At 68.8% G+C, this 20,588-nt stretch carries 17 protein-coding genes; 8 read left to right on the top strand and 9 right to left on the bottom strand.

Going from position 1 to position 20,588, the window contains the following annotated elements:
* Positions 1-3: 3 nt before the first annotated feature.
* Complete coding sequence (gene purM / locus ACIP5T_RS09280) at positions 4-1,119, bottom strand: phosphoribosylformylglycinamidine cyclo-ligase (RefSeq protein ID WP_400862539.1); 1,116 nt, start codon at positions 1,117-1,119, stop codon at positions 4-6.
* Between the two features lie 62 nt (positions 1,120-1,181).
* Here purM and ACIP5T_RS09285 point away from each other — a divergent pair, with 62 nt between their 5' ends.
* A complete protein-coding gene (locus ACIP5T_RS09285) occupies positions 1,182-1,814 on the top strand; it encodes a zinc-binding alcohol dehydrogenase (protein WP_400862541.1) in 633 nt (210 codons plus the stop codon).
* Positions 1,815-1,839: 25 nt separating this feature from the next.
* Here ACIP5T_RS09285 and ACIP5T_RS09290 read toward each other — a convergent pair whose 3' ends face one another.
* Positions 1,840-2,154 (bottom strand): potassium transporter Trk, encoded by a 315-nt coding sequence (locus ACIP5T_RS09290; protein WP_400862543.1) that lies wholly within the window; start codon positions 2,152-2,154, stop codon positions 1,840-1,842.
* A 103-nt stretch (positions 2,155-2,257) separates the two neighbouring features.
* Positions 2,258-7,690, bottom strand: coding sequence for an HtaA domain-containing protein (locus ACIP5T_RS09295; protein WP_400862545.1), 5,433 nt, complete (start codon positions 7,688-7,690; stop codon positions 2,258-2,260).
* A gap of 162 nt (positions 7,691-7,852) precedes the next feature.
* Here ACIP5T_RS09295 and ACIP5T_RS09300 point away from each other — a divergent pair, with 162 nt between their 5' ends.
* From ACIP5T_RS09300 to ACIP5T_RS09310, 3 genes are read left to right on the top strand one after another with little or no spacing between them, the layout of a single operon-like run.
* The gene (locus ACIP5T_RS09300; RefSeq protein WP_400862547.1) at positions 7,853-8,977 is read left to right on the top strand and encodes a hemin ABC transporter substrate-binding protein; all 1,125 of its coding nucleotides are present in this window, start codon (positions 7,853-7,855) and stop codon (positions 8,975-8,977) included.
* Positions 8,974-10,047: a FecCD family ABC transporter permease gene (locus ACIP5T_RS09305; protein ID WP_400862549.1), complete on the top strand. Its 1,074-nt coding sequence runs from the start codon at positions 8,974-8,976 to the stop codon at positions 10,045-10,047. Before ACIP5T_RS09300 ends, ACIP5T_RS09305 begins: the two co-directional genes overlap by 4 nt.
* The gene (locus tag ACIP5T_RS09310; RefSeq protein ID WP_400862550.1) at positions 10,044-10,838 is read left to right on the top strand and encodes a heme ABC transporter ATP-binding protein; all 795 of its coding nucleotides are present in this window, start codon (positions 10,044-10,046) and stop codon (positions 10,836-10,838) included. Before ACIP5T_RS09305 ends, ACIP5T_RS09310 begins: the two co-directional genes overlap by 4 nt.
* Positions 10,839-10,848: 10 nt before the next feature.
* Here ACIP5T_RS09310 and ACIP5T_RS09315 read toward each other — a convergent pair whose 3' ends face one another.
* Positions 10,849-11,220 carry a sterol carrier family protein gene (locus ACIP5T_RS09315; protein WP_400862552.1) on the bottom strand — a complete coding sequence of 124 codons (372 nt, stop codon included), beginning with the start codon at positions 11,218-11,220 and terminating at the stop codon, positions 10,849-10,851.
* A 170-nt stretch (positions 11,221-11,390) separates the two neighbouring features.
* Here ACIP5T_RS09315 and ACIP5T_RS09320 point away from each other — a divergent pair, with 170 nt between their 5' ends.
* The 4 genes from ACIP5T_RS09320 (at position 11,391) to ACIP5T_RS09335 (ending at position 15,289) form a co-directional block, all read left to right on the top strand.
* Positions 11,391-12,071, top strand: coding sequence for an NUDIX hydrolase (locus ACIP5T_RS09320; RefSeq protein WP_400862553.1), 681 nt, complete (start codon positions 11,391-11,393; stop codon positions 12,069-12,071).
* Positions 12,072-12,129: 58 nt separating this feature from the next.
* Positions 12,130-13,407 carry a phosphoribosylamine--glycine ligase gene (gene purD, locus ACIP5T_RS09325; protein WP_400862554.1) on the top strand — a complete coding sequence of 426 codons (1,278 nt, stop codon included), beginning with the start codon at positions 12,130-12,132 and terminating at the stop codon, positions 13,405-13,407.
* A gap of 98 nt (positions 13,408-13,505) precedes the next feature.
* Positions 13,506-13,970, top strand: a complete 465-nt coding sequence (locus tag ACIP5T_RS09330) for a winged helix-turn-helix transcriptional regulator (protein ID WP_400862556.1) — start codon at positions 13,506-13,508, stop codon at positions 13,968-13,970.
* On the top strand, positions 13,967-15,289 hold the full coding sequence (locus ACIP5T_RS09335; RefSeq protein ID WP_400862558.1) for an MFS transporter: 1,323 nt from the start codon (positions 13,967-13,969) through the stop codon (positions 15,287-15,289). The genes ACIP5T_RS09330 and ACIP5T_RS09335 overlap by 4 nt, the downstream gene beginning before the upstream one ends.
* Before the next feature lie 83 nt (positions 15,290-15,372).
* Here the strand turns inward: ACIP5T_RS09335 and ACIP5T_RS09340 are convergent, their stop codons facing one another.
* From ACIP5T_RS09340 to ACIP5T_RS09360, 5 genes are all read right to left on the bottom strand, one after another.
* Positions 15,373-16,101: an amino acid ABC transporter ATP-binding protein gene (locus tag ACIP5T_RS09340; RefSeq protein ID WP_400862560.1), complete on the bottom strand. Its 729-nt coding sequence runs from the start codon at positions 16,099-16,101 to the stop codon at positions 15,373-15,375.
* Entirely contained in the window at positions 16,098-17,576 is a 1,479-nt protein-coding gene (locus ACIP5T_RS09345) for an amino acid ABC transporter substrate-binding protein/permease (RefSeq protein ID WP_400862561.1), read from the bottom strand. The genes ACIP5T_RS09340 and ACIP5T_RS09345 overlap by 4 nt, the downstream gene beginning before the upstream one ends.
* Before the next feature lie 118 nt (positions 17,577-17,694).
* Positions 17,695-18,225, bottom strand: a complete 531-nt coding sequence (locus ACIP5T_RS09350) for a GNAT family N-acetyltransferase (RefSeq protein ID WP_400862562.1) — start codon at positions 18,223-18,225, stop codon at positions 17,695-17,697.
* Between the two features lie 104 nt (positions 18,226-18,329).
* Positions 18,330-19,904, bottom strand: coding sequence for a DHA2 family efflux MFS transporter permease subunit (locus ACIP5T_RS09355; protein ID WP_400862564.1), 1,575 nt, complete (start codon positions 19,902-19,904; stop codon positions 18,330-18,332).
* Positions 19,901-20,527 (bottom strand): PadR family transcriptional regulator, encoded by a 627-nt coding sequence (locus ACIP5T_RS09360; RefSeq protein ID WP_400862565.1) that lies wholly within the window; start codon positions 20,525-20,527, stop codon positions 19,901-19,903. The genes ACIP5T_RS09355 and ACIP5T_RS09360 overlap by 4 nt, the downstream gene beginning before the upstream one ends.
* Positions 20,528-20,588: the final 61 nt, after the last annotated feature.

Below are 20,588 nucleotides of genomic sequence, written 5' to 3' on the forward strand. Positions count from 1 at the left end.
CTCTTACTTCGCTCCGTCCGCGTAGGCGCCGACCAGGCGCACCGCTCCACCATCGACGCCCTTGGCGCCCTGTTCGAACTCTCCTGCCGGGCGCGCGCCGAAGCCCACGGTTCCGACCTGCCACGCGGGCATGCCCTCGGCGGCGAGGGCCGCGATCGCGGCATCCTTCTTGTCCGCCGCGATGATCGCGAGGAATCCGATGCCGAGGTTCCACGTGCCCTCCGCCGACTCCAGCGTGGAGCCCGCGATGTCGCTGAGCACGCGGAAGACCGGGCTCGGCGACCAGGTGCTGCGGTCGACCTCGGCCCAGCTGCCCTGCGGGAGCACCCGGGCGAGGTTCGCCGCGATGCCGCCGCCGGTGACGTGACTGAGCGAGTGCACTCCCCCGCCGAGCTGCTCGATCAGACGCAGCAGCGGGAGCGTGTAGAGGCGCGTCGGCTCGAGAAGAGCCTCGCCCCAGGTCTTGCCGAAGTCCGCGGCGTTGTCGCCGTAGCCGATTCCGGCATTCGTGACGATGTGGCGCACGAGCGAGTAGCCGTTGGAGTGCAGTCCGCTGGACTCGACGGCAAGAACGACGTCTCCGTCCTGCACGCGGTCGGCTCCGAGGATGCCGTCGGCCTCGACGACACCCGTCGCGGCTCCCGCCACGTCGTAGTCGCGTGGACCGAGAAGCCCCGGGTGCTCGGCCGTCTCGCCGCCGATGAGCGCGGTGCCGGTGGCGGTGCAGGCCTCGGCGATGCCGCGCACGATGTCGGCGATGCGCTGCGGGAAGACCTTGCCGCACGCGATGTAGTCGGTCATGAAGAGCGGCTTGGCACCCACCACGACGATGTCGTCGACGACCATGCCGACGAGATCCTGGCCGATCGTGTCGTGCTTGTCGATGGCCTGCGCGATGGCGACCTTCGTGCCGACGCCGTCGGTGCTGGTCGCGAGCAGCGGGCGACGGAAGTCGCGCAGGGCGCTCGCATCGAACAGTCCGGCGAAGCCGCCGACACCGCCCAGCACTTCAGGGCCGTGCGTCGCGCGCACGGAAGACTTCATCAGCTCGACGGCGAGATCGCCTGCAGCGGTATCGACGCCGGCTTCGGAATAGGGATTGGTGGGGGAGGCAGCCACGCCACCAGCCTACCGCCCGCGGGGCCCTCCTCTCCCCGCCCTCCATCTCCTACGATGGGGCCATGGCCGACAAGCCGCAGTGGTTGATCCGCGAAGACGCGAGCGTTCCGGTGCTCGTCGCGCTCGCGCTGCGCCAATCCCTCGGCATCCGGGCCCCGGAAGACCTCCCCAGCCTGCGCGATCTGCCCGTCCGAGCACCGGACGCCGTCGAGGTGACGCCCGCGCTGGAGAAGCAGTGGCGCGACTACTGGGACATGACGGTCGAACCCCGTGCGCACCCGTCCGGCGTGCCCCTCGAGCTCATCGAGGGCTTCGACACTCTCGTGGCACTGCCTGCGACGGGGGCCGAGCAGCTCGCTGCGGCGATCGCCCCGCATGCGGAGTCGGCGATGCACTTCGCCCGCGTGGCCCACGATCGCTATGTCGCGTCGATCCGCAGTTCGATGGCGAGCCGGTCGGGCAACGGGAACATCGGCGGCGAGGCCTACCGGGCCTACGCGAGCGCGATCGCCGAATTCGAGCGCGATATCGGGCGACGTGCGCATTCATTCGAGCTCAACGTGCAGGTGCTGCCGTTCTCGCAGCGAGGGATCTGGTGGATCGGCGCTCTCACCGTGGCGGTGACCGACGGGCTGCGCCGCGACGTGGTGTCGTTCGACGCGGCGATCCGACCGATCATCGCAGAGCTCGCCTGACGCGGCCTGCTGTGCGCTGACCGGGTCAGTCGTTCGCGATGATCGTCTCGTGCTCGACCGTGACGACATGATCGTGGCGGCGAGCGACGCGCTCGAGGATCAGCGCGACGATGCTCGCGAGGGCGAAGCCGATCGGCACCGTCCACAGCAGCAGGAATCCGAACACCTGTCCGGGCGGGTAGACGACGTTGACCGCTTCGGAGGGTTCGTAGCTGCCCATCATCGTCAGGATGCCGGCGGCGATGATGCCGAGCACGACGCCGATGCCCATGAACACGCCGAAGCGCGGCACGCGGCGGACGGTCGCCTCGACCGTCTGGGAGGAATCGTGGGAGGACATGCATCCATTCTCCCACCGTTGCCTGTGGGTCGCTCCCCCACGTGCGCAGAGCATCGCCCTCCCCGCGTGCGCTGCGGGGAGGGCGATGCGGCTCTGCGGAGGATCAGACCTCGGTCGGGACCTCGGCGTCGGTCGGCTTCGCCACAGTGCGGCGCCCGATCAGCACGCCTCCGCCGACGGCGAGCACGACGATCACCAGGCCTCCGACGATCCACGGCCACACCGGGGCGCTGTCGGTGTCCGCGGCAGCCGTGACGGATGCGGCGGCTGCCGTGCCCTGGGACTCGGCGGGCTCGTCCTCTGCCGGAGCCACGACACCGCACTCGGCCGCGACAGGGATCTGCGCGGTCACCGGGTCGAGCTCCTCGCCGGCGGCATAGGTGCCGAAGGCGGCGGCCCCTGCCTCGGTGAGGGAGGTGGGAACCCCGTCGAGCGACAGCATTCCGTCGACGACAGTCGTGTCTCCGAGCGCGAACTCGGCGAGACGGACATCCTTCTGGTCGACGCTCTGTCCGTCCTGCGTGGTGCCGAGCACGTCGAACACGAGATAGCCGGTATCGCCAGCGAGCTCGAGGCGGGCGTTGGCCAGAGTCGTGTTCAGCGCGCCATCATGACCCGTGAAGTTGATGCTGCCACCGAACCCGACGAGCCCCGCGAGGGTCTCGTCGTCGAACGAACCCGCCCCGTTCGACCACACGAAGGCGGGGTACTCGTAGACCACATCGGTCAACGTCCAGCCCCCGGCCGCGATGCCCTCGATGTAGGTGCGGAACGATTCCTTGTATCCCCATTCGAGAGTCGCGCCGTCGACCGTGCACGCCCCGATCACCGCAGCCTCCCGCGTCAGGGTGAACTCGAGACCGCGAACCACCGACCCCTGCAGGGTCAGCGTGTGCGGACCGTCCTCGAGACTGGCCGGCAGCGAGCCTGACCAGGTCGCGATGCCCGACGCATCCGCCGAGATCGTATCGAGCAGCACCGGGGTCGAGTACACGACGACCTTGATGCCGGTCTCGTTCGGCTGGAATCCCGATGCCGAGAACGTCGCCGACTTTCCTGACTGCAACGCCGCGAGCTCCTCGTCAGTGATCTCGATGCCCGTCGTCGCCGGCGGTGCGCTGGGGAGCGTGGCCTTCGGCTGCACCATGGCAGCCGCAACCGTTCCGGTGGTGCCGGTCGGAGCCGCCGCAACCGAGCCGATCGTGAACGACACGGGATCCAGATTGGTCGAGAAGCCCGCAAGCACGCGGTCACGCCCCTCGGCCGTCAGCGACGCGGGCACGCCCGAGTAACTCACCGCGCCGTTCGCCGTCGTGATGGCGGCTCGGGACAGGTCGAGCGTCGCGAAGGGCACCTGGGCGCCGCCATGCGTCACGGACAGCGTCGCCGCGCCTGCGGAGGTGACGGTGACCTGCGGGTTCGACACCGTGACATCGAGGACGCCGCTGTGACCGGTGAAGCGCACCGAGCCGCGATAGATCACACTGCCGAGACCGGTCGCCGCGTTGTAGTCACCGCCGACCGTCTGGCCGAACTGGAACACGCCGTTCGAACGGGTCGCCCCGCCGGATACGTCGATCGCCCCCTTGGCGATACCGCCGACGACATACTCCGTGAAGGACGTCGAGATGCCCCACCGCAGCGAGCCGCCAGGCACCGAGACCGCCGGCGAGGTCGGAGTCGTCGGGTTCGGAGGCGTCGGCGGGGTCTCGGGCTTCTCGCCGAACAGGCCCTTCCACTGTGCATCCGTGATCTTGACGGTCGAGCGTGCGTGGATCGTCTCCGCGGTCGGGAGGGTGTGCTGCCGCCACGCGACGACCTCATAGGTCTTCGTGCGGTCGAGGCTCTCGGCCGACGCGTTGAGGTCGACGGAGAACGCGCCCCACTCGATGCCCTGCACGAACTTCATCGCGAGGAAGCCACCTTCGGCGGTGACCTGCGCCTCCGTGCCCTTCTCGATCAGAGCGACGTACGCACCCGTCACGTCGCCGAGTCTCGAACCGGTGGCAGTGACGGTGAGACCGTCAGCCGCGCTCGCGGACTTCACCGCGGTGGTGAGAGCCGGAGCATCCGGAGCACCCAACAGCGCGTTCCACTGTGCATCGGTGATCTTGACGGTCGAGCGTGCATGGATCGTCTCCGCGGTGGGGAGGGTGTGCTGCTGCCACGCGATGACCTCATAGGTCTTCGAACGATCGAGAGCATCAGCGGCCGCAGTCAGATCGACGCTGAACGCGCCACCCGTGATGCCGCGAACGTACTCCATCGCGAGGAAGCCACCACCAGCCGTGACGTCGGCTTCGGTGCCCTTCTCGATCAGAGCGACGTACGCACCCGTCACGTCGCCGAGATTCTTGGCTGCTGCAGAGACGGTCAGACCGTCAGCCGCGCTCGCGGACTTGACCGCGGTCGCGAGAGCCGGAGCATCCGGCTCAGCGGGAGCACCCAGTAGGGCCGTCCACTGCGCATCGGTGATCTTGACGGTCGAGCGTGCGTGGATCGTCTCCGGGGTCGGGAGGGTGTGCTGCTGCCACGCGATGACCTCATAGGTCTTCGAACGGTCCAGAGTCTCAGCGGCCGCAGTCAGATCGACGCTGAACGCGCCACCCGTGATGCTCCGCACGTACTGCATCCCCAGGAAGCCACCCCCGGCGGTGACGTCGGCTTCGGTGCCCTTCTCGATCAGAGCGACGTACGCACCCGTCACGTCGCCGAGATTCTTGGCTGCTGCAGAGACGGTGAGACCGTCAGCCGCGCTCGCGGACTTGACCGCGGTCGCGAGAGCCGGAGCATCCGGAGCACCCAACAGCGCGTTCCACTGTGCATCCGTGATCTTGACGGTCGAGCGTGCATGGATCGTGTCCGCGGTCGGGAGGGTGTGCTGCTGCCACGCGATGACCTCATAGGTCTTCGAACGGTCCAGGACGTCGGCCGCCGCGTTGAGGTCGACGGCGAACGCGCCACCGGTGATGTTCCGCACGTATTCCATTGCAAGGAAGCCGCCGCCGGCGGTGACATCCGCCTCCGTGCCCTTCTCGATCAGAGCCACATACGCACCCGTCACGTCGCCGAGTCTCGAACCGGTGGCAGTGACGGTGAGACCGTCAGCTGCCGTCGCGGACTTCACCTTCGCCGTGAGCGAGGCCGCGGGCGTGGTGGGGGTGGGGAGCAGTGCGTCCCACTGCGCATCCGTGATCTTCACCGTCGAGCGGGCGTAGATCGTGTCCGCAGTCGGGAGGGAGTGCTGCTGCCACGCGATGACCTCATAGGTCTTCGAACGGTCCAGGGTCTCAGCAGCCGCAGTCAGATCGACGGCGAACGCGCCCCCGGTGATGCTCCGCACGTACTCCATCCCCAGGAAGCCACCACCAGCCGTGACATCCGCCTCCGTGCCCTTCTCGATCAGCGCCACATACGCACCGGTGACATCACCCAGCTTCGAACCGGATGCCGTGACAGTGAGACCGTCAGCTGCCGTCGCGGACTTCACGGTCGATGTGAGCGAGGCCGAGGCGTTGCCGTAGTTGAGGGCGACGCTCTTCTCCTGCGTCGCATTGGTGACGCCGCCGGCGCCATAGGTGTACACGCCATAAGAGCCCGGCGTCGCCGGAGCATCCTTCAGCGTCAGGGTCGCCTGGAAGGTGCCGTCGGCGGCGATGTCGACCCACTGCGCGCGGATCGCGGCCTGGAACTGCGCGGGAACCTGATTCAACACGCTCTCTGCGAGCGCCCACGCCTGCGAGCCGACCGAACGCGTCGAGCCGGCCGCGCCCGTCGAGGGCTGCCAGGTCGAGGCGAAGTTGCCGAACACGACGTACGTGCCCTGCGGGAGATTCGCGGGAATCGGCATGCCGCGGCCACCGACGTTCGCAGTCGGGTCATACCCCGAGCCCTTCACGACGACCTTGTCACCCGGCTTCAGCGCGTTGGCCCCGGCCGGAGTCGTGCCGTCAGCGAGGAACACCTGGATCGCAGGCTCGGCCGGAGTCGTCGGCTCGATGGCATCCCAGTCCGCGTCGCTGACCGTGACCGCCGCGCGAGCGAGGATCGTCTGGGCGCTCGGCAGCGTGTGCTGCGTCCAGACGATCACCTCGTAGCTCTTGGTGCGATCGAGATCTGCCGCCTTCGCCGTGAGATCGACCGAGAACGCACCACCCGTGATGCCGCGAACGTATTGCATGGCGGCGAACCCGCCCCCTGCAGTCACGTTCGCCTCGGTGCCCTTCTCGATGACCGCCGCATAGACGCCCGACGCCGAGCCGAACGAGGAGCCGGTCACGGTCGTGGTGATGCCGGGGTCACCCGTCGCGACCGCCGAAGCGACAGTGATCTTGGGTGCGCCCGAGTAGTTGAGGGCGACGCTCTTCTCCTGAGCGGCGTTGATGACTCCACCGGCGCCGTAGGTGTAGATGCCGTAGGCGCCGGGGGCGGCCGCGGCGTCCTTCAGCGTCACTGTCGCCTCGAACGTGCCGTCGGCTGCGATGTTCACCCACTGGGCGCGGATCGCGCCCTGGAACTGCGTCGGAACCTGGTTCAGAACCGTCTCGGACAGCGCCCACGCCTGAGCCCCGACCGAGCGCGTTGCTCCCGCGGCGCCCGCGGAGGGCTGCCAGGTCGACGCGAAGTTGCCGAACACGACATACGTGCCCTGCGGGAGGTTCGCCGGAATCGGAACGCCGCGGCCCCCGACGTTCGCGGTCGGGTCGTAACCCGAACCCTTCACGACGACCTTGTCGCCCGCCTTCAGTGCGGTCGTGCCGGCCGGCGTCGTGCCGTCAGCCAGGAACACTTCGATCACTGGTGCAGCGGGGTCGGTTCCGGGGTTCGTTCCGGGGTCGGTACCCGGATCCGTGCCCGGATCGGTTCCGGGGTCGGTTCCGGGGTCGGTGCCCGGGTCGGTTCCTGGATCAGTACCCGGATCGGTTCCGGGGTCCGTACCCGGATCGGTTCCGGGGTCCGTACCCGGATCAGTACCCGGATCAGTACCCGGATCAGTACCCGGGTCCGTACCCGGATCGGTACCCGGATCGGTACCTGGATCGGTACCCGGGTCGGTCGTCTCCACACCGAAGACCGCATCCCACTGCGCGCCCGAGACGGCGACGTCGCCCCGGGCATAGATGCTCTGGGCGTTCGGCACCGAGTGCTGCTGCCAGATGAGCACCTCGTACACCTGAGTGCGGTCGAGCCCAGCTGCGGCGGCGGTCAGAGTGAAGGCACTCGCGCCGGCGGTCACCGTGGGGAACGGCTGCGCGAAGGCCGCGTACCCGCCGCCGGGGCCTGAGAGCCCGGCTTCGGTGCCCTTCACGATGAGCGCTGCATAGATGCGCGTGACGTCGGGCAAGCCCGAGGCGTCGACCTGCACCGTGATGCCAGCCGTGTCGGCAGAGGTCACGGACGTCGCGACAGTCCCGCTCGCTGCGTGCGCGGGGGGAACGATCACCGCACCGGCCGCTATCAGAAGGAGGGAGACGAAGGCGGCGACCAGCACGCGTATGCGGCTGCTCCCCGTGGATGCTGTGGCTGTGGCGTTCACGATTCTCCAGGCTCCGAGGCGCGCGAAATCGGTGCGCGCCGGCGGTGCCGCTGTGCGGTCGGGCGAGAGGGTGATTGTTGGTTAGGCTTAGCTAAGTAAGCTCCATTCCTGAGAATAGAGGCGGCCGTGAGGCCGAGTCAAGTTTTAGGATAGCCTTGCCTAATGCGACGCGTCTCAGCCCTTCTTTTCGCTGCCGCTCTAGCCGTCGGTCTGGCCGCATGCGCAGACCCGGGAGCCTCCGCCGCACCGCAGCAGAGCGAGACCGCGCACGCGTGCCCCCAGGCATCCGTTCCCCTCGCCGAGCTGGATCTCGTCGACGACGTGCGCGGCGCGACCGGTGGATCCACGGCCTGTCTCTCGAACCATGCGATCGAGCCGGTCGCCGACGACACCGCCCCGGAACTCCCCGTGACCGTCACCGACACCGAGGATCGCGAGGTCGAGATCACGGACGTCGACCGCATCCTGCCGATCGACATCTCGGGCACGATCGCCTCGACCGTCTTCGCCCTGGGCCTCGGCGATCAGGTCGTCGGCCGCGACTCGTCGACGATGTTCGCCGGCACCGAAGAACTCCCCGTGGTCACCAAGACCGGCCACACGCTCAATGCCGAGGCGATCCTCGAACTCGCTCCGACGATCATCCTCACCGACACCACGATCGGCCCGAAGGAGATCCGCCAGCAGCTGCGCGACGCCGGCATCGCGGTCGTGGTGATCTCGAGCGACCGGCGACTCGACACGACCGACGAGCTGGTCACCGAGATCGCCGCGGCGCTCGGCGTGCCTTCGCGCGGGGCCGCGCTGATCGAGCGCCTCGACGCCGACCTCGACGATGCGCTGGCCGAGATCGCCGAGGTCGCGCCGTCCGACGTCGACGACCGGGCGCGGATGCTGTTCCTCTACGTGCGCGGCAATGCGAACATCTACTACATCTTCGGCGAGGACTCTGGTGCCGATTCTCTGATCGACGCCGTCGGCGGGGTCGATGTCGCGGCCGAGATCGGATGGACCGGCATGAAGCCGATGACCGCCGAAGCGCTCGTCGCCGCGAAGCCCGACGTGCTCGTGATGATGACCGACGGACTCGAATCGGTCGACGGCATCGACGGCCTGATCGAGCGCATCCCGGCGATCGCCGAGACTCCCGCAGGAGCGAACCGGCGCGTGATCGACATGGCCGACAGTGAGATCCTCAGCTTCGGCCCTCGATCGGCCGACGTGATCGGCGCACTCGCTCGAGCACTCTACGCACCCGAGTCCGCGACCGCCGAGTCCGCGAAGTGACCGGCGAGGTCGTCACCCGCACGCCGTCGCGTCATCTCGGGCTGCGCTTCACGCTCGTCATCATCGGCCTCGTCGCCGCCCTCCTCGTGACCTGCATCGCGTCGATCACGAGCGGCCAGTACTCGCTCTCCCCCACCGACCTCATCGGGGTGCTGCTGCGCGGCATCGGCATCGACACCGCCTGGGCACCCACCCAGGCGGCCGACTACGGCGTGATCTACAACCTGCGTCTCCCTCGCCTGGTGCTCGGCCTGCTCGTCGGTGCCGCCCTCGCGGTGTCAGGCGTGCTCATGCAGGCGATCTTCGGAAATCCGCTGGCGGATGCCGGGGTCGTCGGCGTCTCGTCCGGTGCTGCCCTCGGCGCGGCGGCGAGCATCACGCTGGGGCTCGCGTCGTTCGGCATGTGGACCACCCCCGCGTTCGCCTTCCTCGGCGGGCTCGCGGCCGTGCTCGCCGTCTACTTCATCAGCCGGTCCGGCGGCCGCACCGAGGTCGTGACGCTGCTGCTGACGGGCATCGCGATCAATGCGATCGCGGGCGCCGGCATGGCCTTCCTCACCTTTCTCGGCACGACGTCGACGCGTGAGCAGATCGTGTTCTGGCAGCTCGGATCGCTCAACGGCGCACTCTGGTCGAACGTCGCCCTGGTCGCGCCGCTCGTCGCCATCGGTGTCGTCGTCGCACTGATCGTGTCACCGCAGCTCGACCTCTTCGCCCTCGGCGAGCGCACCGCCCGGCACCTCGGCGTCAACGTCGAGCTGCTGCGGATGGTCGTGATCGTCACGGTCGCGATCCTCGTGTGCGCCGCGGTGGCCTTCGCCGGCATCATCGGGTTCGCGGGCCTCGTCGTGCCACACCTGATGCGCATGATCATCGGGCCCGCGCATCTGCCGCTGATGATCACCTCGGCGCTCGGCGGCGCGCTGCTGATCGCGGTCGCCGACCTCGTCGCACGCACCGCCGTGCCGCTGGCCGACCTGCCGATCGGCATGATCACCTCACTCGTCGGCGGACCGTTCTTCCTGTGGCTGCTCGTGCGCACGCGCCGCCGGTCGGGAGGATGGGCATGAACGCTGTTAATGCCACGACCCGCCTGGAGGCGACCGGCGTCACCGTGCTCGTCGGCGGCGGGCGCGCGATCCTCGACGACGCGTCGATCGAGATCAGGGCCGGCGAGATCCATGCGCTGGTCGGGCCCAACGGCGCGGGCAAGACGACTCTCTTCGGGGTCCTGTCCGGAGATGTCATGCCGAGCACGGGAGACGTGCTGCTCGACGGGGTGCCGATCGACGGCATCCGCGCTCAGGACATGGCGCGAGCCAGGGCCGTGCTGCTGCAGGAGAACGCGGTGTCGTTCTCATTCAGCGCCGAGCAGGTCGTGCGCATGGGACGAGCCCCGTGGGCACGCACCGGCGCTGCTCACGATGACGACGAGATCGTCGCTGCCGCGATGGCATCGACCGAAGTGCTGCCTCTCGCCCCTCGCGGAGTCACCTCGCTCTCGGGCGGCGAGCGCGCCCGCGTTGCGCTGGCCCGAGTGATCGCGCAGAGCACCGGAATCCTTCTGCTCGACGAGCCGACGGCGGCACTCGATCTGAAGCATCACGAAGACGTCATGCGGCTCATTCGAGGGCAGGCGGATGCCGGTCTCGCTGTCGCGATCGTGCTGCACGACCTCAACGCCGCACTCGCGCACGCGGATCGCGTGACGCTGCTGTCGGAGGGCCGGGTCGCCGCAACGGGTGCCGCTGCCGACGTTCTCACGGCCGAGCGGATCGAGGCCGTCTACGGACAGCCGGTCGACGTGTTCCCGCATCCGGCGACGGGTGTGCCGCTGGTGGTCGCGCGCCGCAGTCGCTGACCGGGTCGCTTCAGGGGCGAAGGGGCAAGACGTCCGAGAGGTCGGCGCGGGTGCCGGAGGCGCTGACCCGGCCCGAGCCCGCGGCATCCGCCCAGTGCTCCGTGCCCGTGGCGACGGCGATCCACGTCGCGGGGTCCATCTCGACGACGTTCGGCGGGGTGCCACGCGTATGCCGAGGGCCCTGGATCACCTGCACGGCGCCGAACGGCGGCACCCGCACCTCGACGCTGTTGCCCGGAGCCTTCTCATCGAGCAGCTGCAGCAGGTACCGCACGGACGTCGCGAGGTCGGTGCGCTGCGGCTTGTCGCCGGCGGCATCCGCTCGGCGCACCGCATCGAGTGCGGCGCGCCCCGCGATGATGTCGATCTTCCTGGAGGGCATGGTGACCAGGCTACGCCGGGGCCATTCGCCCTGGATGCGCGCGCTTCGAAAGGAGATGCGCGCTTCCGAAGGAGAGATTTCCCGAATTCGGCCTTCCGAAGCGCGAATCTCCTTCGCTGGCGCACACGCCGCCCGCCTCCATCCCGGCGCACAGGAATAGGCTCGAGGCGATGAGCCAGAATCCCGACACCCTGCACGGCGCGAGAGCCGAGCTGCTCGCCGCGGCGCAGCGCAGTGCGGGCTGGACGAGACCCCTCCCTCCTGTCGACGGCACGGCCCACCCGGCATCCGTGCTCGTGCTGTTCGGAAGGCTCGACAGCATCCCGGCTCAAACAGACACCGCGACCATGGCCGCAGACCTCGATGTGCTGCTGCAGCGCCGAGCCGCCACGCTGTCGTCGCACCCCGGGCAGGTGTCGTTCCCCGGCGGCCGGGCCGAGGACGCCGATGCGGATGCCGTCGCCACCGCCCTGCGCGAAGCCGAAGAGGAGACGGGGCTCGACCCGGCTGGCGTCGAGATCCTCGCCACTCTCTCGGAGATCCCGCTCGCCGCGAGCAACCACATGGTCACCCCGGTGCTCGGCTGGTGGCGTTCACCGTCGCGCGTCGCGGCCGTGGATCACGCGGAGACGGTCGACGTGTTCCGTGTGCCCGTGGCGCAGCTGCTCGACCCGACGACCCGGTTCACATCGACGATCCACCGCATGGGTCGCACCTGGAAGGGGCCGGCGTTCGATGTAGACGGCACGATCGTGTGGGGCTTCACGGCCATGGTGCTCGATGCGCTGTTCGACGCGGCCGGCTGGACCGTGCCGTGGGACCCGTCGGTCGAGCGCCCGGTCGAGCTCTGACCCGGTCTCGCGCCGCAACCCGCCGAAACGCGCCCGCCCGTCTCGGTAGTCTGGACGGGTGAAGATTCTCGTCCTCGGTTCCGGTGCCCGTGAGCACGCGATCATCCTCGCTCTGCGAGCAGAGACCGCGGAGCACGAGATCTTCGTCGCCCCCGGCAACGCCGGAATCGCGCAGGATGCGACGCCGGTCACCCTCGACATGCTCGACGGGGCGGCCGTGACCTCGTTCGCCAACGAGAACGCCGTCGACCTCGTGGTCGTCGGGCCAGAGGCCCCGCTCGTCGCCGGCGTCGCAGATGTGCTGCGCTCGCACGGCATCCCCGTGTTCGGCCCCGGCAAAGCTGCCGCGCAGCTCGAGGGCTCCAAGTCGTTCGCCAAGCGGATCATGGATGCCGCGGGCGTGCCCACCGGTCGTGCGGTGCGCGCCACCACGACCGCCGAGGTCGAGGCCGCGTTCGACGAGCTCGGCGCCCCGTACGTGGTCAAGGCCGACGGGCTGGCAGCAGGCAAGGGCGTCATCGTCACCGCCGACCGCGCAGACGCGCTCGCCCATGCCGAGCACTATCTGCCGTCCGGCCCCGTGCTCATCGAGGAGTTCCTCTCCGGCCCCGAGGTCTCGCTGTTCTTCCTGAGCGACGGCGACACCGTGCGCGCGCTCAGCCCGGCCCAGGATTTCAAGCGTGCGCTCGACGGCGACGAGGGCCCCAACACGGGTGGAATGGGTGCGTACTCGCCCCTGCCGTGGCTCGCCGAGCAGTTCGGCAGCGAGCAGGCCTTCGTCGACGAGGTCACTCGAGATGTCGCACTGCCCGTGATCCGTCAGCTCGACGAGGAGGGCACCCCGTTCATCGGCTTGCTCTACGCCGGCCTCATCTTGACTCCCGCCGGTGTGCGCGTGATCGAGTTCAACGCCCGCTTCGGCGACCCCGAGACGCAGATCGTGCTCCCGCGCCTCGTGACCCCGTTGTCCGAGCTGCTGCTCGCCGCAGCATCCGGCACCCTGGAAGACCAGCCAGAGCCGGTCTTCAGCGACGACGTCGCCATCACGGTCGTCCTGGCCAGCGAGGGCTACCCCGAGGCCCCGCAGACCGGGCGCCCGATCGAAGGCCTGGCCGATGCCGCGGCCGTCGAGGGCGTGCGACTCGTGCACGCAGCGACCGCCAGCCCTGATGCACCCGGCGGCTCGCTGATCGCGACCGGCGGTCGTGTGCTGAACGTCGTCGCCGTGGCATCCGACTTCCGCACCGCCCGCGACCGGGCCTACGAGGCGATCGGCCGCATCACTCTCGAGGGTTCGCACTTCCGCACGGACATCGCCGCTCGCGTCGCGGAATAACTCGCCCCGTCGTCGCTTTCCTGCCGATTCGCGCAGGTACTCCGCCATTCCGGACACGGACGCTTGACACCGGGAGCTTTCTTCAAGAAAGTGAGCGGATGCCGCTCCGCTCCGACTGGTCGACAGCCACGTGTCCGATCGCCCGCTCCGCCGATGTGCTCGCCGACCCCTGGGTGCTGTTGATCCTGCGCGAGCTGTTCTCAACTCGCACGCGCTTCGATGAGCTGCGCGAAGCCACCGGAGCCGCCGACTCCGTGCTCGCCCGGCGCCTCGCCTCGATGACCGAGGCGGGTCTGGTCGCGCACGACGACCCCGGCTATCGGCTCACGGATGCGGGACGCGAGAGCCTCCCGATCCTCCACGCCTACGCGCGATTCACGCGCGCGCTCGATCCGGACGGCCCCTGGGGGCTGACGATCAGCTGCGCGCGCTGCGGCGCGATCGCAGCATCCGCCGACTGGTGCGCGGAATGCGCCGCTCCGCTGGATGCCGACAGCACTCGCTGGGCGCGGCGCAGCATGGGCGGCGAGCCGTTCGCCCTCGCTTCGGGCAGCGCAGCATGACCGCCGAATCGGTCGAGGAGCCGAGCGGCCTTCCGACACCCCCTCAGCCTGCGATGCCGCAGCGCCGAATCCATCCCGCGTGGATCGTCGCACTCGTCGCACTGATCGCCCTGATCGGAGCCGCCGGGTTCCGTGCGGCACCCGGGGTGCTGATGCTGCCCCTTCAGGACGAGTTCGGCTGGACCACCGCCGAGCTCTCGCTCGCGGTCACGGTCAACCTGCTGCTGTTCGGCCTCACCGCGCCGTTCGCCGCAGCCCTCATGCAGCGTTTCGGCATCCGCGCCGTCACCGTCACCGCTCTGTTCGTGATCGGCGCGGGTGCGGCCCTGAGCGTCTTCGTCGCCACGCCGGCGCAGCTGGTCCTGACCTGGGGCGTGCTCATCGGACTCGGCACCGGGTCGATGGCGCTGGTGTTCGCGGCCACGATCACCGACACCTGGTTCGCCACCAGGCGCGGTCTGGTGTCGGGTGTGCTCACCGCCGGCAGTGCGACCGGGCAGCTCATCTTCCTTCCGGTGATCGCCGCGGCGGCCGAAGACGTCGGCTGGCGCGGAGCATCGCTGATCATCGCCGGGGGTGCGCTCGCGGTCGTTCCCCTGGTCTGGATCTTCGTGCGCAACCGTCCGAGCGATCTCGGCGTCAACCGTTACGGCGACACCGGCCCCGTCACCGTGGCCGCGCGGCCGAAGGGCAGTGCGTGGGGCGCCGCGCGCCTCGCGATCACCACGCTGCGCGACGCCGCACGCACGAAGACGTTCTGGGCTCTGGCGATCGGCTTCGCGATCTGCGGGGCGACGACCAACGGCCTGATCGGCACGCACTTCATCCCCAGTGCCCACGACCACGGGATGGCGACGACCACCGCCGCGGGCCTGCTCGCGGTCGTGGGGATCTTCGACATCGTCGGCACGGTGTTCTCGGGCTGGCTGACCGATCGGGTGAACCCCCGCATCCTGTTGGCCGCGTACTACGCGCTGCGCGGCGTGAGCCTGCTCTTCCTGCCGAGCCTGCTGTCAGCCGAGGTGCAGCCGAGCATCATCGTGTTCATCGTGATCTACGGCCTCGACTGGGTCGCGACCGTGCCGCCGACCATCGCGCTGTGCCGCGAGGTCTTCGGCGATCGGGGCCCTCTCGTGTTCGGCTGGGTGTTCGCCTCGCACCAGATCGGCGCCGGCATCGCGTCGTTCCTCGCGGGCATGGTGCGCGACCACACCGGTCAGTACACCGTCGCCTGGTTCGCGGCCGCCGGCCTGTGCGCCGTCGCCGCGCTGGTGAGCGCCACGATCCGCCGGCATCCGGCCCAGGTCGCGTCCGACTGACTCCCGCCCCTCGCCGCCCCCGCCGCACACGGACGAAGGCCCCCTCCCGAACGGGGAGGGGGCCTTCGACACAGGCGAACCGGTCAGAGCACCTTCGAGAGGAAGTCCTTCAGGCGCTCGTTCTTCGGGGCACCGAACAGCTCGGCGGGCGGCGCCTCCTCGACGACGACGCCGGCATCCATGAAGACGGTGCGACCCGAGACCTCGCGCGCGAAGCCCATCTCGTGCGTCACGAGCACCATCGTCATGCCGCCGGACGCGAGGTCGCGGATGACCTGCAGCACCTCGCCGACCATCTCGGGGTCGAGGGCGCTCGTGGCCTCGTCGAAGAGCATGATCTCGGGGTCCATCGCCAGCGCGCGAGCGATCGCGACGCGCTGCTTCTGACCACCCGACAGGGATGCCGGCTTGGCGTCGGCCTTCTCGGCCAGCCCGACGCGATCGAGCAGCGCCAGAGCGCGCTCCTTCGCCTGGGCCTTCGACAGCTTGCCGAGCTCGACCGGTGCCAACGTGATGTTCTCGAGCACGGTCATGTGCGGGAACAGGTTGAAGTGCTGGAACACCATGCCGATGCGCTGACGCACCTCATCGAGCTTGACGCTCTTGTCGGTCAGATCGACGCCGTCGACGACGACGTGACCAGACGTCGGCTCCTCGAGCTTGTTGAGGCACCGCAGCAGAGTGGACTTGCCCGAACCCGACGGACCGATGACCGCCACCACCTCGCCGTCCTCGACGGTCAGGTCGATGCCCTTGAGCACATGGTTGTCGCCGAACGACTTGTGCAGGTCTCTGACTTCGATCTTGCTCATGCGTTGAACTTCCTCTCCAGGCGGTTCGCGAGCAGCGTCAGCAGCGTGATCACGACGAAGTAGATGATGGCGACGATCGTCAGCACCTGAGCGGACAAGTACGTCGAGGCGATGATCTGACGCGACACGAACGTCAGCTCGGCCAGGCCGATGACGCTGATCAGCGACGTGTCCTTGAGGGTGATGATGCCCTGGTTGACGAACGACGGGATCATGATGCGGAACGCCTGCGGCAGCACGACCTTCTGCATGGTCTTCCAGTGCCCGAGGCCGAGCGAACGCGATGCCTCTGCCTGACCGGGGTCGACGGCCTGGATGCCGCCGCGGATGATCTCGGTCATGTACGCACCCGTGTTCAGCGAGAGCGTGATCGCCCCGGCGACGAACGGGTTGAACGTGAGCCCGGGGAACAGCTGCGGGATGGCGAAGAACACGAAGAACGCCTGCACCAGGATCGGCGTGCCGCGGAACACGTAGACGTATGCCGTCGCCACCCAGCGGAACGGCGCGAAGGCCGAGACACGACCGAAGCCGAAGATGAGGCCGAGGATGAACGCGGCCACGATCGCGACGAGGGTCGCGAGGATCGTGAGCCAGAGGCCCTCCATGAGAGCGGGCCAGTACTTCACCGCGACGGAGAAGATGTCGGTCGCCTGCGTGGTCTCCTCGCCGCCGGCGAGGTAGCTGTCGACGATCTCGTCGTACTCGCCGGATGCCTGGAGGTTCTCGAGCCCCGCGTTGAACATCTCGACCAGCTCGGGGTTCTGGCCCTTGTTGACCGCGAAGCCGTACTCGCCACCGAGCTCCGGCTCACCGATCAGGCGGAAGCCGGATCCCTGCTGGATGCCGTAGGCCAGCACCGGGAAGTCCTCGAAGTAGCCGACGGCCTGGCCCGCCTTGACGGCATCCACCATGTCGGTGGTGTCCTGGTACGGCGTGATGCGGAAGCCGAACTCGTCCTGGTTCTCCTCGGCGAACGTCTGCCCCTGCGTGCCGGTCTTGACCGCGACCGCCTCGCCGTCGAGGTCGTCGAGGGACTGGATGTCGCTGGACTCCAGCACGCCGAGCTGGATGCCGCTGGTGAAGTACGGCTCGCTGAAGTCGAACGTCTTCTCGCGCTCCTCGGTGATCGACATGCCTGCCATGACGGCGTCGACCTGGTTGGCCTGCAGCGCCTGCACCGCGGCGTCGAAACCGAGCTGACGGATCTCGACCTTGAAACCCTGGTCTTCGGCGATGGCGCGAAGCAGGTCCATGTCGATGCCGACGAGTTCGCCATCGGGAGAGGTGAACTCGAACGGCGCGAACGTCGTGTCGGTGCCGATGACGTAGGTCTCGGAATCGTCTGCGGCAGTCGCCGCGGATGCTCCGCCGAGCAGGGCACCGGCCGCGATGAACGCCGTGAGCGCCATCGCCCCGACGGTGCGTCCGAACGCGCGCAGGCGCGCAGACGCAGGAGAGGGATTTCGGATCACGACGGATGCTCCTCGGATCGGATGGGCGACAGGATGCTGTCACCGTGATGGTCGTCGACCATCAACCCTAACCGGCGACGGCGTGTCGCCGTGTTCGCTCGCCCCCTGGGCGGTCGGATCAGAGGGTGATCCAGTATCGCCGGAGCATCGCGTGGCCGAGTGCGGACTGGTCGCTGACGTCCTGCAGCACGCCTCCGGCGCCTTCGATCGTGCGGTAGGACCCGACGTTGTCGTCGTCGCACGTGACCAGCACGCGCTCGAGTCCGAGCTCGCGGGCGCGCGCGAGTCCGAGCCGCAGGGCGGCCGACGCGTAGCCTCGACGGCGCCGCGACTCCCGCACCGAGTACCCGATGTGGCCGCCCGCCTCGCGGAGCCACTCATTCAGCTCGTGCCGGAAGGAGAGGAAGCCCACGACCTCGCCGTCGTCGACGACCCAGTAGAGGTCGTTGTGCACGGCATCCTCAGGCAGCTCGGCCGTGGTGTCGGAGAGGAGGGTCGACTTCTCGATCAGGGCGTCGAGCGTCGCCCGATCGGGGGTGACGGGCGCCTGGAGACCGGATCCGTCGACGTGCCCGTCACCGAACTCGGCGACGGCCGCCGCCCAGGAGTCGAACAGGTCGGTGGTGGGCCTCGTCAGCTCGATCGTCATCGCACGATGAGATCACACCGGGGCCGTCTCTCGCAAAACCGGTCAGAGAGAGCCGGGTCTTCCGCACCAGTGTGCAGAAGACCCGGCTCGTCGTCGGGCCTGGGTCAGGCCGCGGGAGCGGGCGCCTCCGCGGGGGCGGATGCCGCGGCATCCGCCTTGTCGTAGCGACCGAGGAAGAGGGAGGCGACGAGCGCGACGACCATCACGCATGCAGGCAGCAGGATCGCCTGCGACATCCCGGCTGCGAACCCCTCGGCGACCTCGGGCGGCAGCGAGCCGCCGCTGATCCCAGACGGCGCGTCGGCGAGCCCTGGCAGGTTCGCCTCGAGACGCGATTGCATGAAAGTCGCGATGGATGCCGAGCCGATGACCGATCCGATGGTGCGGGTCGTGTTGTAGATGCCCGCCCCGGCACCGGCCTGGCGCGGGGGGAGCTTGCGGGTCGCGGTGGTCGCGAGCGGCCCCCACATGCCCGCGTTGCCGATACCCATCAGCGCCGACGGCAGCAGGAACATCCAGATCGGGGTGTCCATGTTGATCAGGGCCGAGTACCAGATCAGGGCGACGACGACGCACAGCAGACCCGGGATGAGGATGATGCGCGGGTCGACGCGGTCGAGCAGCTTGCCGGCGAAGGGGGCGAGCACACCCGACAGCACGGCCATCGGGATCAGCAGCAGCGCGGCCTCGGTCGGCGTGAGTCCTCGGGCCGTCTGCAGGAAGAACATCATGGGCAGCGACATGCTCGTCACGGTGAAGCCGACGGCGGCGATCGCCACGTTGGCCCCCGAGAAGTTGCGGTCGCGGAAGAGCGCGAGGGGCACCAGCGCCTCGCTGCGCGTGCGAGCCTGCTGCACGATGAACAGCGCGAGGATCACGAGCCCCGCGATGATGAGGCTCCACACCGAGATCGGGCCCCAGATCACGCCCCAGTCGAACTTCTCGCCCTCTTGCAGACCGAACACGATGAGGAACAGCGCGACCGCGCTCAAGATCACCCCGAGGATGTCGAAGCGGTGCGGACTCGTCTGCAGCTTGGGCACGAGACGCCAGGCGAGCACGAAGGCGACGATGCCGACGGGGATGTTCACGAAGAAGATCCACTCCCAGCCGAAGCCGTCCACGAGCAGGCCGCCGACGAGGGGACCGACGAGCGTGGCGACGCCGGCGGTCGCGCCCCACAGCCCCATGGCTGCGCCCCGGCGCTCGGGCGGGAACGTGCGGGTGATGACCGCCATCGTCTGAGGGGTCATGAACGCCGCGCCCAGGCCCTGCACGGCGCGCGCCGCGATCAGCATCTCGAGCGAGCCCGAGAGCCCGCACCAGAGTGACGCGAGCGTGAAGATCGCGAGGCCGATGAGGTAGATGTTCTTCGGCCCGAACCGGTCGCCGAGACGCCCGGTGATCAGCAGCGGCACCGCGTATGCGAGCAGGTAGGCGCTCGTGACCCACACGACGTTGTCGAGGTTGTTGGTGGTCGGGTCGAGGGCCGCCTTGATCGCCGGGTTCGCGACCGAGACGATCGTCGTGTCGACGAGGATCATGAAGAAGCCGATGACGAGCGCCCACAAGGCGGGCCACGGGCTGGCGGGGCGATGCCCTGCGGCGAAGGTGCCGGTCGACGGACCGGATGACGCGGATGCCCCGGTCGGGCGTCCTGTCGAGGAGGGTTCGGTCATTGCTGTGCGGCCTTTCGCTGTGCGCGGTAGCGGTCTGAGTACTCGAAGGCGCTGGGTCCCCAGGGGAACTCCTCGGCCTCGAGTCGGTCGATGAGGGAATCGATCCAGCGCAGCTCGGCGTCGAGCAGCACCTCCTGACGTTCGAATTCGACGAGCACCTGCTCGGGCACCCCGGTGCGCCTCGCCTCGACCAGCCCGTCGCGATGCGACCCGTGCCCCTCATCGAGAGCCTCACGCCGCAGACGCAGCGCCTCGATCACGTCAGCGCTCTCGAGGTTGTGGGCCTCGGCGAGCGCGACACGGAACTCGGCCGGCCGGTCGATGATCGACAGCTCGCGACGCAGCCAGGTGATGAGAGCGTCTCGCCCGGCATCCGTCAGAGAGTACGTCGTGCGCTCGGGACGGTTGCCCTCTCGATCGCTGCCGACCTCGTCGAGGAGGCCTGCCCGTCGGAGGCGTCCGACCGTGTGATAGAGCGTGCCGTTGGTGATCGTGAGCAGGCGTTCGTCACGCCGAGAGCGCATGAGCCGCACCATCTCGTAGGGGTGCATGTCGCCCTCGCGCAGCAGCGCGAGGATCATGACGGCCATCGAGGTCAGGCGGTCGGTGGTGTCGTTCGGCACGCGCATCCCTCCAAATAGTCCATGTGGACTATACGCCGGTCATGTGCCCTGCGACAACACC

This window comes from Microbacterium sp. NPDC088619, from assembly GCF_044752825.1.
Classification (GTDB): Bacteria; Actinomycetota; Actinomycetes; order Actinomycetales; family Microbacteriaceae; genus Microbacterium.

Bases quoted from the DNA above. Each gene is read 5' to 3' on its own strand.
- ACIP5T_RS09285 (WP_400862541.1), top strand. From the start codon at position 1,182: ATGGCCGACAAGCCGCAGTGGTTGATCCGCGAAGACGCGAGCGTTCCG.
- ACIP5T_RS09290 (WP_400862543.1), bottom strand. From the start codon at position 2,154: ATGTCCTCCCACGATTCCTCCCAGACGGTCGAGGCGACCGTCCGCCGC.
- ACIP5T_RS09300 (WP_400862547.1), top strand. From the start codon at position 7,853: ATGCGACGCGTCTCAGCCCTTCTTTTCGCTGCCGCTCTAGCCGTCGGT.
- ACIP5T_RS09310 (WP_400862550.1), top strand. From the start codon at position 10,044: ATGAACGCTGTTAATGCCACGACCCGCCTGGAGGCGACCGGCGTCACC.
- ACIP5T_RS09315 (WP_400862552.1), bottom strand. From the start codon at position 11,220: ATGCCCTCCAGGAAGATCGACATCATCGCGGGGCGCGCCGCACTCGAT.
- ACIP5T_RS09320 (WP_400862553.1), top strand. From the start codon at position 11,391: ATGAGCCAGAATCCCGACACCCTGCACGGCGCGAGAGCCGAGCTGCTC.
- ACIP5T_RS09330 (WP_400862556.1), top strand. From the start codon at position 13,506: ATGCCGCTCCGCTCCGACTGGTCGACAGCCACGTGTCCGATCGCCCGC.
- ACIP5T_RS09335 (WP_400862558.1), top strand. From the start codon at position 13,967: ATGACCGCCGAATCGGTCGAGGAGCCGAGCGGCCTTCCGACACCCCCT.
- ACIP5T_RS09340 (WP_400862560.1), bottom strand. From the start codon at position 16,101: ATGAGCAAGATCGAAGTCAGAGACCTGCACAAGTCGTTCGGCGACAAC.
- ACIP5T_RS09350 (WP_400862562.1), bottom strand. From the start codon at position 18,225: ATGACGATCGAGCTGACGAGGCCCACCACCGACCTGTTCGACTCCTGG.
- ACIP5T_RS09355 (WP_400862564.1), bottom strand. From the start codon at position 19,904: ATGACCGAACCCTCCTCGACAGGACGCCCGACCGGGGCATCCGCGTCA.